This is a genomic window from Flavobacterium sp. (genome assembly GCF_965284515.1).
Taxonomy (GTDB): Bacteria; Bacteroidota; Bacteroidia; order Flavobacteriales; family Flavobacteriaceae; genus Flavobacterium.
Genome location: NZ_OZ260089.1, coordinates 2,296,291 through 2,311,784 on the forward strand (window position 1 = coordinate 2,296,291; position 15,494 = coordinate 2,311,784).

At 29.9% G+C, this 15,494-nt stretch carries 15 protein-coding genes; 1 reads left to right on the forward strand and 14 read right to left on the reverse strand.

Going from position 1 to position 15,494, the window contains the following annotated elements; all coding sequences use genetic code 11:
* Window positions 1-16: 16 nt before the first annotated feature.
* Entirely contained in the window at window positions 17-769 is a 753-nt protein-coding gene (locus tag ACQ65T_RS10745) for a toxin-antitoxin system YwqK family antitoxin (protein ID WP_430401081.1), read from the reverse strand.
* 160 nt (window positions 770-929) lie between these two features.
* On the opposite strand from ACQ65T_RS10745, the gene ACQ65T_RS10750 reads away from it, so the two are divergent.
* A complete protein-coding gene (locus ACQ65T_RS10750) occupies window positions 930-1,871 on the forward strand; it encodes a fasciclin domain-containing protein (protein WP_430401082.1) in 942 nt (313 codons plus the stop codon).
* Between the two features lie 56 nt (window positions 1,872-1,927).
* Here ACQ65T_RS10750 and proC read toward each other — a convergent pair whose 3' ends face one another.
* From proC to ACQ65T_RS10815, 13 genes are all read right to left on the reverse strand, one after another.
* Entirely contained in the window at window positions 1,928-2,728 is an 801-nt protein-coding gene (proC, locus tag ACQ65T_RS10755; protein WP_430401083.1) for a pyrroline-5-carboxylate reductase, read from the reverse strand.
* A gap of 51 nt (window positions 2,729-2,779) precedes the next feature.
* On the reverse strand, window positions 2,780-4,678 hold the full coding sequence (gene yidC, locus ACQ65T_RS10760; RefSeq protein ID WP_430401084.1) for a membrane protein insertase YidC: 1,899 nt from the start codon (window positions 4,676-4,678) through the stop codon (window positions 2,780-2,782).
* Window positions 4,679-4,749: 71 nt separating this feature from the next.
* Window positions 4,750-6,357, reverse strand: a complete 1,608-nt coding sequence (locus tag ACQ65T_RS10765) for a CTP synthase (RefSeq protein WP_430401085.1) — start codon at window positions 6,355-6,357, stop codon at window positions 4,750-4,752.
* 108 nt (window positions 6,358-6,465) lie between these two features.
* Window positions 6,466-6,693, reverse strand: a complete 228-nt coding sequence (locus ACQ65T_RS10770; protein WP_430401086.1) for a DUF3820 family protein — start codon at window positions 6,691-6,693, stop codon at window positions 6,466-6,468.
* On the reverse strand, window positions 6,694-7,098 hold the full coding sequence (locus ACQ65T_RS10775; RefSeq protein WP_430401087.1) for an OsmC family protein: 405 nt from the start codon (window positions 7,096-7,098) through the stop codon (window positions 6,694-6,696). It lies immediately after the preceding gene.
* On the reverse strand, window positions 7,098-8,993 hold the full coding sequence (locus tag ACQ65T_RS10780; protein ID WP_430401088.1) for a LysM peptidoglycan-binding domain-containing protein: 1,896 nt from the start codon (window positions 8,991-8,993) through the stop codon (window positions 7,098-7,100). The genes ACQ65T_RS10775 and ACQ65T_RS10780 overlap by 1 nt, the downstream gene beginning before the upstream one ends.
* Window positions 8,994-9,098: 105 nt before the next feature.
* Entirely contained in the window at window positions 9,099-10,631 is a 1,533-nt protein-coding gene (gene guaA, locus ACQ65T_RS10785) for a glutamine-hydrolyzing GMP synthase (protein WP_430401089.1), read from the reverse strand.
* A gap of 7 nt (window positions 10,632-10,638) precedes the next feature.
* Complete coding sequence (locus ACQ65T_RS10790; RefSeq protein ID WP_430401090.1) at window positions 10,639-11,259, reverse strand: hypothetical protein; 621 nt, start codon at window positions 11,257-11,259, stop codon at window positions 10,639-10,641.
* Window positions 11,240-12,418, reverse strand: coding sequence for an AIR synthase related protein (locus tag ACQ65T_RS10795; protein WP_430401091.1), 1,179 nt, complete (start codon window positions 12,416-12,418; stop codon window positions 11,240-11,242). The genes ACQ65T_RS10790 and ACQ65T_RS10795 overlap by 20 nt, the downstream gene beginning before the upstream one ends.
* A gap of 74 nt (window positions 12,419-12,492) precedes the next feature.
* Window positions 12,493-12,927: a hypothetical protein gene (locus ACQ65T_RS10800; RefSeq protein ID WP_430401092.1), complete on the reverse strand. Its 435-nt coding sequence runs from the start codon at window positions 12,925-12,927 to the stop codon at window positions 12,493-12,495.
* Between the two features lie 10 nt (window positions 12,928-12,937).
* Window positions 12,938-13,747 carry an OmpA family protein gene (locus ACQ65T_RS10805; protein WP_430401093.1) on the reverse strand — a complete coding sequence of 270 codons (810 nt, stop codon included), beginning with the start codon at window positions 13,745-13,747 and terminating at the stop codon, window positions 12,938-12,940.
* A 58-nt stretch (window positions 13,748-13,805) separates the two neighbouring features.
* On the reverse strand, window positions 13,806-14,657 hold the full coding sequence (locus tag ACQ65T_RS10810) for an OmpA family protein (RefSeq protein ID WP_430401094.1): 852 nt from the start codon (window positions 14,655-14,657) through the stop codon (window positions 13,806-13,808).
* Window positions 14,658-14,700: 43 nt separating this feature from the next.
* Window positions 14,701-15,480, reverse strand: coding sequence for an OmpA family protein (locus tag ACQ65T_RS10815; protein WP_430401095.1), 780 nt, complete (start codon window positions 15,478-15,480; stop codon window positions 14,701-14,703).
* Window positions 15,481-15,494 lie beyond the last annotated feature (14 nt).

A 15,494-nucleotide genomic window follows, 5' to 3' on the forward strand; every position in this document is an offset into this window, starting at 1 on the left:
TTTTTTCTTTTATGCTTTAATTTTTTTTCTTCATTTCAGAAGGAACCATCTGTCCTTTCTCATTTTTAATATACTTAAAGGTTTTACTATTTGGCTTTGAAGCATTTTCAGTAGCAACTACTTTTCCATTTTCATATGTTTCCCAAATACCTGTTCTTATTCCTTTTTTATATTGCCCTTTTAGAACTAAATTACCTTCACCATCATAAAAAAGGGCCGGTCCATGTAAATCTCCATCTTTATAATTAGACTTTTCAATTAATTTACCGTTTTCAGCATTTTTTATGTATTCTCCATCTAAAACTCCAGCCTTATAATTTGACTGTTCAGCCAAAACCTTATTCTTATAAAACACTTTTTTGATTCCGTCTAACTTTCCATTTTTGTAGTTCTCAAGCGACATAATTTCAGTACTTTCAAAATGATAATATTTCCAAAGTTTTTCAGGTAATTTATTTACTAATGTTCCTTCGCTAACTACATTATTTTTTTGATCGTAAAAAATGGTATAGCAGCTTCCATCTCCTTTAGAAAAGTCTCTAATTGCAATCATTGAACCTGCTTTTGTATCATCAAAATATTTAAATATTCCAATCTCCTTTCCATTTTTGAAAACGCCTTGATATCTTGGACGATTAGATTGTTCATATGTTCCTTTCCAAAGTCCATCTCTATTACCATTTGCGTCGAACTGATTTATCTTTTCTTGAGAGAAAAAGATACTTACATTAAAAAGAAATATCAGTGAAAAGAAAAACTTTTTTAACATTTGTTTATTATTTATGGTTAAAATATTCATTTTTTTTACTTTTTTATTAAACAAGTTATAAATAAAGTTAAAGTTTAACTATTATTTAAAAAAGTTAAACAAAATGTATTTATATTTGTTTAACGAAATTAAATAATTGTTAAACAATAACTACGTCATTATGAAAAACTTTTCAAAATTAATCAAATTAACTTTAATAGTAGTAACTTCTACTATTATGTTTTCATGCTCTGAAGACGATTCAAACAACAATGGGAATACAATTGAAGCAATAGCTTCAAATAATCCTGATTTATCTATTTTAGTAGACGCTCTTGACGCTACTGGAATGTCTTTAGACCGTAACGGATCTTTTACTGTATTTGCTCCAACAAATGATGCATTTGTACAGTTTTTAAATGATAACAATTTTGAATCATTAGATGACATTCCCGTTGAAACATTAAGACAAGTATTATTAAATCACATTGTAACAGGTACAAACCTTTCTACAGATCTTTCAACTGGATACATCAAAACTCTTGCCAAAGGAAATGCTTCATCAACAAATACTTTAAGTATGTATGTTAACACTACTTCAGGCGTAAGATTAAATGGTGTAGCAAATGTAACTGCAGCTGATATCAATGCTTCTAATGGAGTAGTACATGTAGTTGATGCAGTAATTGGATTACCAACTATTGTTACACATGCTTTAGCGAACCCTAACTTTACATCTTTAGTAGGAGCGCTTACATCTAGTGGACAACCAGACTTTGTAGGAATATTATCTGGAAATACAAATGCACCTTTTACCGTTTTTGCCCCATCAAATTCAGCATTTTCAACATTTGAGTCACAAAACCCAGGAACACTTTCAAGCCTTTCTGCTGGTCAATTAACTTCTGTACTAACTTACCATGTAGTTCCAGGAGCAAATGTTTTATCTAGTGGAATTCCATCTACTCCAATTACAACATTTGAATCAGGAACATTTACTATTTCAGGAACTGTTATTACTGATGAAAACAATAGAGAGACAAATATTGTTGCAGTTGACGTTCAAGCAACAAATGGTGTAATACATGTAATTGACAATATTATATTACCTATTTTTGAATAATTATCCCTTAATAAATTGCTTTGAAGAAACACTCATAATTGTTATGAGTGTTTTTTTTATTTACCCAACTCTTTAGCTCTATAGTTTGCTGACTTTACTCCAAAATCTATAGCTTTCTTAACTTTTAAATTATTAAAAACTTCAATTGCAGCCTCTGTTGTTCCTCCTTTAGAGGAGACTTTATCAATCCAATCTTGGTGAGATTCATTACTTCTGTTCTGAAGTTGAACAGCACCACTAAATGTTTGACCTACTAAAAACTCAGCTTCAGATTTGGAAAAACCTAATTCTATCGCTGATTCAACCATTGCATTCATAAAATAATACACATACGCAGGACCACTTCCTGAAACTGCAGTAGCAGCATTTATCAATTCTTCTTTATCCACATATAGAGACTTTCCAGTAGTATTTATAAGGTTTTGTACAATGAATAAATCCTTTCTATCAATATTAGTTGAAGCACAAAAAACCGTCATTCCTTGTCCAATTTGGGTAGGAATATTAGGCATTGAACGCACAACCTTATTCATATTCAAATTATCTTGAATGGCTTGAATTGAGATTCCTGCCATAACTGATAAAACAATATGTTCTTCAGTCATAAATGGTTTTATCGAATGAGCTAAAGATAAAAAATCTTGTGGTTTTACAGCTAAAACAATAATATCTACATCAAAAACAGGTTGAACAAATTCAGTATAAAAATTTGATTTATCAATAGAAAAACGCTTTTTTTTCTCTACATCCCTCCTGTTTAAAACGAGAATGTCGCTTGGACTTACAAAGCCAGAACTAATAAAGCTACTAGCGTATGTTTGTCCCATATTTCCAAATCCTATAATTAAAACCCTCATAAATGTTTATTAAAAGAAAACCCTATCTTTAACAGACAGGGTTTTGAAATATTATTTTTTGTTTTGTTTTGCTTTTTGCGCTTCGGCCTGCTCCATCATTTCACGCATTTTCTTTTGAAACTTACTTTCTTTTTTCGGTTTCGTTTTGTTCTCATTAATCTTTGCTAAGATTTTATCTTCTTTTACGATGTAGTTTTTAATGACTAACATAATTCCAATAGTAATTAAATTAGAAATAAAATAATATAAAGATAATCCTGAAGCATAATTATTAAAGAAGAACAACATCATTACTGGAGAAATATACAACATCACTTTCATGATTTTCCCCATATCTGGCATTCCTTCTTGAGTTGGTGCACTCATTTGTTGATCTCCAGTTGTCATTCTCATATAAAAGAAAATTGCAACAGAAGCTAAAATAGGAAACAAACTTACGTGATCTCCATAAAATGGAATTGTAAATGGTAATTGATAAATTGCATCAAATGAGGATAAGTCATCAGCCCATAGGAATCCTTGTTGTCTTAAGTCGAACATCGAAGGAAAAAATTGGAACAACGCATAGAAAACAGGCATTTGCATTAAAGCAGGTAAACATCCAGCCATCGGATTAACACCAGCTTTAGAATACAACTTCATTGTTTCCTGTTGTTTTTTCATTGCATTATCTTTATACTTCTCATTCAATTCAGCAATCTCAGGACGAAGAACTTTCATTTTAGCTTGAGAAACATATGATTTATAAGTAACTGGAGACATTACCAATCTAACTAGAATAGTAAAGAATACAATTGCTAAACCGTAAGGTAAAAATCCGCTTATTACTCCAAAAGCAGGGATAAATACATATCTATTAATCCATCCAAAAATTCCCCAACCAAGAGGCATAATCTCGTCTAAATTTCTATCGTAAGTATTTAAAATATCATATTTAGAAGGACCATAATACATGTTCATATTATAGTTTAATTCTCCGCCTTTAAATTCTAATGGAAAATTAGCTACATAATTTTTAGTAAAAACAGTATCTATTTCTTCATCATGAACTAAGTTTTCAGATTTTAAAGTTGCCGTTTTAAATGGTGTATCCGTTAATAAAATTGAAGTAAATAAATGCTGTTTAAAAGCAACATAAGTAACATCTTCAACAATATCATCATCGTCTTTTGCAGCACTTAAATAATCATCTTTTCCGTTTTCATATTCAAAAACCATTTCAGTATATCTATTTTCATAAGAAATACTTTTTTCGTTTCTGTATGTTTTTAATTGCCATTCTAAATCTGCCGGCTTAGAAGCATTAACAACTGAATTTAAGCCTTGAGAACGAATTGCAAAATCCATCATATAATCGTTAGGTTTTAATACATAACGATATTCTAAGAATTGTGTTTCACTAGCTTTTAATCGCATAGTTAAAACCTGATTTTCTCCTTCTTTTGTTAAAGTTGGTTCAAAAAATAAATCTTTAGTGTTTAAAACTCTATTGTCAGCAGTATTTATTGTAAGGTTTAAATGAGAATTATTATCTTTAATTAAATCAATTGCTTTTTTAGAACCTTTTTCAAATTGGTCAAAACCGTTAACAGTAGCATTTACAATATATCCTCCTTTGTTAGCGATTTTTAAAGTCAATAAATCACTTTTTAACTCTGTAACTCCTCCATTTGCTGATTGCAATCCTGAAGAATAAGCAAATGAACCTAATTGCCCTTTTAATTGAGCTTGTTGAACAGAATCATTTACGACAACTGGCGCTGTAGTTGAAGGTTCAACAGTTGTTGTTTCAGTTGCAACTTCTTCCTTTGCTTTTTCAACTTGTTCCTGTTTTGCTTTGGCTGCTTGTTCTTCTTTGGTTGGTGCATTTGAATACATCATCCACATTAAAACTACTGAGATTAATACAAATCCGATAATTGATTTAAAATCTAATTTTTTATCTTCCATTTAAATTTAGTCTAAAGTTGAAAGTCTAAAGTTTAAAGCTTTAAAAGCTCTATACCAAAACAACAACTTAATTATTTATTCTTAACCATTGCGGCAACAAAACTCACAAATAAAGGATGTGGATTTGCTACTGTACTTTTATATTCTGGATGGTATTGAACTCCAATAAAAAATGGGTGATTTGGTAATTCTACCACTTCAACTAAACCCGTATCTGGATTAATTCCTGAAGCTATTAAACCTGCACTTTCTATTTCGTTTAAATACTTTCCATTAAATTCATAACGATGACGGTGACGCTCCATAATTTCAGCTTTTCCATAAATTTTACGTGCCAAAGTATTGTCAGCTAATGAACATTTCCATGCACCTAAACGCATTGTTCCACCTTTATCTTCAATATTTTTTTGCTCTTCCATTAAATTAATAACCGGATGAGTCGTTTCTTCATTCATTTCTGTTGAATTTGCATCTTTGTAACCTAATACATTTCTAGCAAATTCTATAACCGCCATTTGCATTCCTAAACAAATTCCTAAAAAAGGAATATTATTTTCTCTTGCATAACGTACTGTATCAATCTTTCCTTCAATACCTCTACCACCAAACCCAGGAGCAACAAGTATACCATCTAATCCTTTTAACTGTTCTTCTGCCGTTTTGGCATCTAAAAATTCAGAGTGAACAGAAATTACATTCACTTTTGTCTCATTTGCTGCACCTGCATGAATAAACGCTTCAAGAATAGATTTATAAGAATCTTGCAACTCTACATATTTACCCACTAAACCAACATTAACTTCGTGCTTAGGATTTTTATGTTTATGTAAAAATTCATTCCAGTTTTTTAAATCTGGAGTGTTTTTTTCAGGTAAACCTAATTTTTTAAGCGTTACTGTATCTAAACCTTCTTCCAACATTAAATTTGGTACATCATAAATAGTAGATGCATCGATAGATTGTATAACGGCTTCTCTTTTAACATTACAGAACAACGCTAATTTTTGACGTAATTCATCAGACAATTCATGTTCTGTTCTACAAACTAATATATCCGCTTTAATTCCGCTTTCCATCAATGTTTTAACAGAGTGCTGCGTTGGTTTGGTTTTTAACTCTCCAGCTGCTGCTAAATATGGAATCAACGTTAAGTGAATACAAATTCCGTTTTCTTCACCAAGCTCCCACAATAATTGACGAACAGATTCTATGTAAGGTAACGATTCAATATCTCCAACTGTTCCACCAATTTCAGTAATTACAATATCAAAATCGCCACTTTGACCAAGCAATTGCATGCGTTCTTTAATTTCATTTGTAATATGAGGAACTACTTGAACTGTTTTGCCCAAAAACTCACCTCTACGCTCTTTTTCAATAACTGACGAATAAATTCTTCCGGTCGTTACATTATTCGCTTGAGAAGTTGGAACGTTTAAAAAACGTTCGTAATGACCTAAATCTAAATCTGTTTCAGCTCCATCATCAGTAACATAACACTCCCCATGTTCGTATGGATTTAATGTTCCTGGATCTACATTTAAATAGGGGTCAAATTTTTGAATTGTAGCCCTATAACCTCTTGCTTGTAACAATTTAGCTAACGATGCTGCAATGATACCTTTTCCTAAAGAAGAGGTCACACCACCGGTAACGAAAATATACTTAGTTTGATTCATTGTGTTGTTGTTATTGTGTTGTTGTAGTTGTGTAAAAAACGATGCAAAAGTACAATTATTAATTGATAATTAGCAATGGTTATTTGACAATTATTAAAGAATTAGAAATTACCTTTTAGGAAAATTTCTCCTAATATTTCTAATCAATTCTTCTAAACCGTTTAGCTTTAGTTCGTAAACTAATTGCAATTGTTCTCCTAATTGACCTTTAGGAAAACCCTTATTTGCATACCAAACCACATAATACTCAGGTAGGTCAATAAGAAAATACCCTTCGTATTTTCCGAAGGGCATTTTTGTATGTGCTAATTTTATGAGTTGTTCTTGATTGGTCATTTATTTCCAATTAAAAAAAACATCTTTTTCAATATCTGGATGCAAGCTTAATAAAACAGGACAAGTCATTGCAGCTCGTTCTAAGATAGTTTTATTTTTATCTGATGTAGAAATATTCATATTTAAAATCACATCAATTTTAGCAATTTTCCTTGGTTCAGACTGCATTATTTTTGTAATTGAAACTGTAGAATCTAACAAATCTACTTCTAAATCTTTAGACTTAATTGCCATAATAGAAACCATACAACTTCCAAGAGCAGTTGCAACTAAATCTGTTGGAGAAAAAGCCTCTCCTTTTCCATGATTATCTGTTGGAGCATCTGTCAAAATTTCTGTTCCTGATTGCAAATGAATACAAACAGTTCTTAAATCTCCTTTATAAGTAATCTTAGATGTTGCCATTATTGTACTTGTTTAATTGTATAATCAGTGTCGTAATACATAATATAAACTCCTTCATTTACATTTTTACCTTCTTTGAAATTATAATCAAAAGTATTTTCGACATGTTCAGAAATGCTGTTTTTAACTGAAGGAACAAATCCGTCTTCTTGGCAAATTCTTAATAAAGTATCAAAAGTTAAATCAAATCCTTTAGTAGCATATGAATTTGGATTTACGTTGTTTTTCTTTTTATATTCTTTTTCAAAAATTTTACCTGCAGGAGAATCTATTTCTTTCTTGTATGAAGGAAATAACATATTCAATTCAGTCAAATTAGTCATAGGAATTTCTTCAAAATCTAATGTATCATATAGCTCAAGCACAACTAATTGAACATCAAATTCTTCTTTTAATTTCATCAATGCTTTAGTTATATGTAAAATTAGTGCCGCTTTTTCAGTTTCGAGTATTACAAAATTTTTCTGACCCTTTATCATTAATGCTTTTAAACTTTCAACATTTAGAACACCTTTTTCATCATAATTAGGATATTTTACTTCTGGATATTTTTGAGTTAAATAATCTTTAGTAGATGTTTTCTTACTACTGATTACTGCTATTATATTACCCGACTTTCTTTTCATGTATTCAAACATGTTATCAGTTAAACATTCTTGAGACGGTATTGAATAATATAAATTATCTAAAGGCAGTCCTAGTTCTTTTGAAAGCGGTGAAATTACAGGTGTTTTAAATTTAGACAAAAGTTGGGCTGTATTTTCAACATGAGAATACATAAAAGGACCAATAACCGCATCTACTTTTGAAAAATCATTTCTTGAAATTATTTGAGCAACATTCGATGAGCTTCTTGAGCTTTCAACATCTAAAATTTTAACATGTACAGGTAAACCTAGAACTTTAGCAGAGTCAATAGCCATTTTTGCGCCTGAATAAAAATCTAACGTTAAGTTTAAAAACTTATTTTCTTTTAAATAATCTTTCTGAGATTTTAAAGAATCTGTTTCAATTTTATTTAAATTAAAAGGCAATAACAAAACAAGGTTTCTCTTTTTATCCTTTTTAACAGTAGTTAATAAGTCTACTTTTTGTTTATTATTTACATTTTTAACCGGAACTTTTAGCACCATACCTTCTCTAAAACCTAACTTTATTTCAGGATTTAGAGCGATTAATTGTTCCTCTGAAACATTTAACTTTTTTGATAGGTTGTATAAAGTTTCATCTGCCTTTACTACGTAAAAACTTGAAGCATTAGTTTCTTTAACTTCAATTACATCTTCAATATTATTTTCTTTAATTTTTAAAACTTGACCGACTTCTAAGCCTTCAACAATTTGAGGGTTTAAACGATCTAATTCTTCAATAGAAATATTGTATTTTTTTGCAATTCCGAATTTAGTCTCTTGCATTTTTACAACATGTGAAGAAACTGTTGAAGTAGTTTTTATTTCTTTGACCTCAACATAATCAGAATTTGAAGGAGCATAATTAACAGAAACAATAATTTCTTGACCAATTTTTAATCCATCCTTCAATTCTGCTTCATTCCATTCTTTTAAGTCTGCAACTGAAACTTCGTATTTTTTAGCAATACTATAAAGCGTCTCTTTAGTTTGAACAGTATGCTTTTTTACATCACCATAAACTTGATTTACCTGTTGAGTATTAGTTCCTGACTTAGGAATTAATAAAGTTGTGTTTTCTTGAATACCTTCTTTAGCATCAGGATTTAATCTATAAATATCAAAAGGAGTTATTTGATATTGTTTTGCAATTTGGTAAACTGTTTCTCCTTTAGCTACAATATGTTTTTGTACACCATCTTGACTTGTTTGCGCCACGCATGATGAAAAAAGAAACACAAAAAAAACAACTTTTAATAATTTCATATTCTGATGTATAATTTATTAATTCTATGAGATCACTACAATATCAATACCAATTTAAACTTAAAAAGTTAAAAAATGAAATTTATTTTATAATTGGTCGGTATTTTACTCCCATTCTATAGTTGCAGGCGGTTTTGAACTAATATCATAAACCACTCTATTCACACCTCTAACTTTATTAATAATTTCATTTGAAGTTTTCATTAAAAACTCATAAGGTAAGTGTACCCAATCAGCTGTCATTCCATCTGTAGACTCAACTGCTCTTAATGCAACCACTTTTTCATACGTACGCTCATCTCCCATTACACCAACACTATTTACTGGAAGTAAAATTGCACCAGCTTGCCATACTGAATCGTATAAACCGTGTTCTTTTAATCCGTTTATAAAAATAGCATCTACTTCTTGAAGAATTGCCACTTTTTCTGGAGTAATATCACCTAAAATACGAATTGCTAAACCTGGTCCTGGAAAAGGATGACGACCTAATAATTCTGGATCAATTCCTAAAGAAGCTCCAACTCTACGAACCTCGTCTTTAAACAACATACGTAATGGCTCAACCACTTTAAGTTTCATAAAATCGGGTAAACCACCTACATTATGATGTGATTTTATGGTTGCTGAAGGTCCGCCTGTTGCAGAAACCGACTCAATAACATCTGGATAAATAGTTCCTTGCGCTAAGAATTTTACATCAGTAAGTAAATGCGCTTCATCATCAAAAACTTCAATAAATGCGTTTCCTATTGCTTTACGCTTTGCTTCTGGATCATCTAAACCTGCAAGAGCATCATAAAACTTCTCAGAAGCATCAACACCTTTTACATTCAATCCCATCCCTTTGTATTGATCTAGAACACTCTGAAACTCATTCTTACGAAGTAAACCATTGTTAACAAAAATACAATATAAATTAGCACCAATAGCCTTGTTTAATAAAACCGCTGCCACAGTAGAATCTACTCCACCAGACAAACCTAAAACCACTTTATCATTACCAATTTTTGCTTTCATATCTGCAACAATTTCTTCAACAACTGCATTAGGCGTAAAGGTTTGAGCTACACCTGCAATTTTTACCAAGAAATTTTCTAACATTTGTTTTCCATCTGTAGAATGATACACTTCTGGGTGAAATTGAATAGCATAAGTTTGTTCGCCTTCAATTTTATAAGCTGCATTTTCTACATCTTTAGTACTCGCAATTCTAACTCCATTAGTTGGTAATTTTTTAATAGAATCTGAATGCGACATCCAAACTTGACTGTTTGCACCAACTCCTTCTAAAAACACTTCACTATCATCGATAAAAGATAGATTTGCTCTACCATATTCTCTAGTGTTTGAAGCGGCAACTTCACCACCAGAAAAATGTGCTAAATATTGTGCGCCATAACAAACTGCCAATAAAGGTTTTTTTCCTCTAATTTGCGATAAATCTGGGTGTAAAGCTTCTTCAGAACGAACGGAACAAGGACTACCTCCTAAAATTACAGCTTTATAAGATGATAAGTCTGCAGGGATTTTATCGAATGGGAAAATTTCACAAAAAATATTTAGCTCTCTTACTCTACGAGCAATTAATTGTGTGTATTGAGAACCAAAATCTAAAATTAGTACGTTGTGTTGCATTGTATTGTTATTGTTGTGTTGTTGTTTGTTTTAAAAATCTGGTGTAAACATCTTGCTCATGTTCAAGCATTCCTTTACCATGATCAAAGTTTGCTGGAAAAACAGTATAATTATAATAGACTTTTTCAAATGTTTCATTATTAAAAATGAAAAGATTATAATCTACTCTTTTCTCTAAATGATACCCATTAAAATTTGAAATTAATGAATATTTTTTATCCTTACTAATATGTTTTCTCAATATATTAGGCAAAAACTTAATATTTTTATCTAAAATAGAATCCATTACTTTGTTTCCGACATTAACATCACCAACAAATTCAGGAAAAGCATAAAATATATCTGCAGAATAATAAATTCTAAATTTACCATCAAATCTATCTATAAAAAATCTTCTCATACTTTCACTGAGTTTCTCATCCATTGTACCAGAGTTTTTTTTAAATAAAATTTGCACATGTGGAACATAAATATCTAAATCACTTTCTTCAATTTTAAATTCACTTGAACTTATTTCATCAAAAAAAGATTCAACCTTATTTGTTTTTGCGCTATTACATGAACCTAATGAAATACAAAGTGCAATAAGTAAAAAAGTTTTTAAAATATTAATATTCAAATATTCCATATTCGCTATTAATAGTTAGTTTTTTAGCTGCAGAAGCTTCTACTCTTCCTACAATTTGAGCTTCAATGTTAAATGAATTTGAAATTGCAATAATATCTTGCGCAACTTCAGCAGGAACATAAATTTCCATACGATGACCGCAATTGAATACTTGGTACATTTCTTTCCAATCGGTTTTTGATTGTTCTTGTATCAATTTAAACAAAGGTGGAACCGGAAATAAATTATCTTTTATAACATGAACATTGTCCACAAAGTGAAGAATTTTTGTTTGTGCTCCACCGCTACAGTGAACCATTCCATGTATATCTTTTGAATTGTATTTTTCTAATATCTTTTTGATAACTGGTGCATATGTTCTCGTAGGAGAAAGCACTAATTTACCAGCATCAATTGGGCTATTTTCAACTGCATCTGTCAATTTAGTTTGACCTGAATACACTAATTCATTTGGAACTGAAGCATCGAAACTTTCAGGATATTTATCCGCTAAATATTTTGAAAAAACATCATGGCGTGCAGAAGTTAATCCGTTACTTCCCATTCCTCCGTTGTATTCTTTTTCATATGTTGCTTGACCAAAAGAGGCTAAACCTACAATTACATCTCCAGGCTGAATATTGGCATTATCTATAACATTTGAACGTTTGATTCTTGCGGTAACAGTTGAATCTACGATAATTGTACGAACTAAATCGCCAACATCGGCAGTTTCTCCACCAGTTGAATGAATAGTTACTCCAAACTCTTTTAAGTCGGAAATCAATTCTTCTGTTCCGTTGATGATTGCAGAAAGAACCTCAGCGGGAATTACACTTTTATTTCTTCCAATTGTTGAAGAAAGTAAAATATTATCAGTAGCCCCAACGCATAATAAATCATCAATATTCATTATTAAAGCATCTTGAGCAATTCCTTTCCAAACAGATAAATCGCCTGTTTCTTTCCAATACATGTATGCCAAAGATGATTTCGTACCTGCACCATCTGCGTGCATGATTATACAATACTCTTCATCATTTGTTAAATAATCGGGGATAATTTTACAGAAAGCTTTTGGAAACAATCCTTTGTCGATGTTTTTAATAGCACTATGAACGTCTTCTTTGGAAGCAGAAACTCCTCTTAAATTGTAGCGTTTGCTAGTTTCAGAACTCATTTTAAGTTTGTGTTGTGTTGTGGCGCAAAGATAGTCCTAAAATTTAGAATTCTGAAATTAGAAATTAGAAAATCTTAAATTTTAATTCTCAATATTTCATTTTCTTCAACAGATGTATAAAATGGAATATTTACATTTATTATTCTCTTTTGAGTATAACATTCAGTATTTAATGTCTCAACATCGTATTGAATTTCAATAGTTTCGTCATCGGCAATATTCAAGTAAATTTTATTGTCAATTGCCACATTTGTTCTAGGAAAAATTTGAATTAAATTTAAATCATCTCGAGTAATAAGAATAAAATCAACTTCTGAGTCATCAAACTCAACTACTGAAACATCACTAATTGTGTAGGTCTCGTTTGTAAATACATTTTCATCTGTATCTTCATCTAAAACTTCAATGAATATTGAAGCTTGTGGTGGAATTACACTTTCAGAGCAATTATCTTTAGTGCAACTTAAAAACAAAATTGATATTAAAAATACTAACGTGACATTTTTCATCTTTCTAAATCTATTTACTTAATATTTCAATTTCCACCCTTCTATTTGCTGCAGCTTGCTCTTCATTTTCCTCTGGTATAGGGTAAATAGGCTGAGTAGTCCCAAAGCCAGTTACTGTAATTCTATGTTGCGGAATTCTTTGGTAAACGAGCCATCTACGAACTTGCTTTGCTCTTTCTAGAGATAAATTTCTACCGTCTTTTGCAATACAACAAATATGACCTTGAATTTGAATTTTTAAATTGGGATTATTTTGCATTACAAACAACAAATCATACAAAGAACCATTGGATTCTGGTGTAATTGCAAATGTGTTTTGATAAAAATTAATGTTTTTTAGAGTAATTTTTGTACCCACTTTAGCTAAAGCAACCTTTTCTTCTAAAGTTGCATTTTCAGGAAATACAATCTCTTCTTCAATTCCTAAAATTTCATTTTCACGAGCCAAATCCTTTTCTAAAATATAATATATAGTTGCTCTACGGTTTTCAGATTGAATTTCTGATTGCTTAAAGTTTTCACCAACACTTATTGATTTATAATCTTCTCTAATTGCTACTTTTTCTTTTATTGTATTAAAAATGAATTGAACTCGCTTTGTAGCCAGTGTATCATTATATCCCGTAGAACCAACTTCATCTGTATAACCATTAATTGCAACAATTTTCGAAGTTTTATTTTGTTCTAACCAAGATGCTAATCTTACTTTTTCCTTATCGTTTAACTCAAATTTATTGGTTTCGAAATAAACAGAAAATTGCTCTTGAGAAAACAAGGTTAAGCCAAAGAATAGTGTTATATATAGAAAAAAGGTTTTCATTTTTAAGATTTTTTACGAAGTAACGATATTTATATTATATATAAAAGCATGCCAAAAGCTAATTTTCCAAAATTAATATTTCAACTCTTCTATTCATTAAAGCTTGGTAGCCGTTTTTTTCTGGAATATTATAAATAGGTTTTGTTGAACCGTATCCAATAAATCTTAACCTATTTTCGTCAACACCATTTTTTACAAAATAATCTTTTATTGATTTTGCCCTACTTGAAGACAAATAATAGTCATCTCTAATCACACAACAAATATGGCCTTGAATAACAATTTTCAATTCTGGTAATTTTAACAAAACATATATCCATTTATCTAATTCTTTCTTGGAAAAATTATCTAGTTCTGCTGAATCAAATTGAAAATTTATATTATTTAAATGAAAAAGTGATCCAATTGAAGATTCTTTAATTTCCTTTAAAAATAAACTGTCATTTTTATATTTAAAATTCTCAATTAACTTAATATCAATAGTATCAATTTCTTTCTTTGTAAATAAATTATTTACAATATAATCTTCAAATTGTAATTCAAAACTTTCTAAATAATAGACAATAACTTTTCTATTTTCACTATTATTTACAGAAATCAACTCGTCTTCTCCAAAATTAATTATTTCAAAATCACTTCTTATAGGTACTTTACCATTTATTTCATTATAAATAAAATTCGCTCTTTTCTTTGACAATTCTTTATTATATATACTCGTACCATTTTCATCTGCATAGCCATGTATTCCTAAAACTTTAGAATTCTTATGTAGCTTAACCCATTTCTCTAATCTCAAATTCTCTTTTATATTTAAATCAAACCTATCATTATCAAAATAAAACACCTCTTGAACTTGAGAGTAAGTCTTGCTACTAAAAAGAAAGAAAAAATAAACTAAAAAATATTTCATAAAAAATCTAAATTAATCGAATATGGAAAAAGCATGCCAAAAGCTAATTTTCAATAATTAATATTTCAACTCTACGATTTGCATTTCGCTCATCTTCATTTTTTTCTGGAATAGAGTATAAAGGCATTGAGCTACCAAAACTTTTATACTTTAATCTATTTTCATTAATTCCGTTTTTAATTAAGGTGTCGTAAATAGCTTTTGCTCTAACGTTTGAAATATTTTCAAAATCTCCTTTTTCTTGACAACAAATATGACCTTGAATTTCAATTTTTAGTTTTGGATTCTCTTTTAAAATCTCAAACAATTCAATTAAAATAGGTCGAGATTCTGGAACAATAATTCCGGAACGGTTATAAAAATTTAAATTTTCTAAAATTAACTTCTCACCCACTTTCGCAATGGCAACATTTTTTGAAAGCTGAGTTTGTTTCGCTGTATTTGTTATTTGGATATTTTCTCCTTCTAAAACTTTATATGTAATTTCAACTTTTCTATTTTCAGACAAAATATTAGATTGTGAAAAATTTTCGCCAATTGCACGTATTTCCGTTTCGTTAGAAAGCAAAAAAGGTTTCAGCTTTTCTTTCACAAACATTACTCTTCTTAAAGCCAATTGTTTGTTATATTCTTCAGAAGCTCTAAAGTCGCAAAAAGCAATAATTTTAGTTATTAATAAAGAATCATTATCATTAAAAAACATTAATTTATTTAACTCAGTAGTGTTTAAAGTATACTTATCTGTATCAAAATAAACTGTTACTATGTTTTGCGAATAAGTATAATTAAAACATAAAAGAATAAAAATAAATCTGTAAATCATATCTTAAATTTGGT

Excerpts from the sequence above, each read along its gene's own strand:
- ACQ65T_RS10745 (WP_430401081.1), bottom strand. The coding sequence starts at position 769 with ATGTTAAAAAAGTTTTTCTTTTCACTGATATTTCTTTTTAATGTAAGT.
- ACQ65T_RS10750 (WP_430401082.1), top strand. The coding sequence starts at position 930 with ATGAAAAACTTTTCAAAATTAATCAAATTAACTTTAATAGTAGTAACT.
- proC (WP_430401083.1), bottom strand. The coding sequence starts at position 2,728 with ATGAGGGTTTTAATTATAGGATTTGGAAATATGGGACAAACATACGCT.
- yidC (WP_430401084.1), bottom strand. The coding sequence starts at position 4,678 with ATGGAAGATAAAAAATTAGATTTTAAATCAATTATCGGATTTGTATTA.
- ACQ65T_RS10765 (WP_430401085.1), bottom strand. The coding sequence starts at position 6,357 with ATGAATCAAACTAAGTATATTTTCGTTACCGGTGGTGTGACCTCTTCT.
- ACQ65T_RS10770 (WP_430401086.1), bottom strand. The coding sequence starts at position 6,693 with ATGACCAATCAAGAACAACTCATAAAATTAGCACATACAAAAATGCCC.
- ACQ65T_RS10775 (WP_430401087.1), bottom strand. The coding sequence starts at position 7,098 with ATGGCAACATCTAAGATTACTTATAAAGGAGATTTAAGAACTGTTTGT.
- ACQ65T_RS10780 (WP_430401088.1), bottom strand. The coding sequence starts at position 8,993 with ATGAAATTATTAAAAGTTGTTTTTTTTGTGTTTCTTTTTTCATCATGC.
- guaA (WP_430401089.1), bottom strand. The coding sequence starts at position 10,631 with ATGCAACACAACGTACTAATTTTAGATTTTGGTTCTCAATACACACAA.
- ACQ65T_RS10790 (WP_430401090.1), bottom strand. The coding sequence starts at position 11,259 with ATGGAATATTTGAATATTAATATTTTAAAAACTTTTTTACTTATTGCA.
- ACQ65T_RS10795 (WP_430401091.1), bottom strand. The coding sequence starts at position 12,418 with ATGAGTTCTGAAACTAGCAAACGCTACAATTTAAGAGGAGTTTCTGCT.
- ACQ65T_RS10800 (WP_430401092.1), bottom strand. The coding sequence starts at position 12,927 with ATGAAAAATGTCACGTTAGTATTTTTAATATCAATTTTGTTTTTAAGT.
- ACQ65T_RS10805 (WP_430401093.1), bottom strand. The coding sequence starts at position 13,747 with ATGAAAACCTTTTTTCTATATATAACACTATTCTTTGGCTTAACCTTG.
- ACQ65T_RS10810 (WP_430401094.1), bottom strand. The coding sequence starts at position 14,657 with ATGAAATATTTTTTAGTTTATTTTTTCTTTCTTTTTAGTAGCAAGACT.
- ACQ65T_RS10815 (WP_430401095.1), bottom strand. The coding sequence starts at position 15,480 with ATGATTTACAGATTTATTTTTATTCTTTTATGTTTTAATTATACTTAT.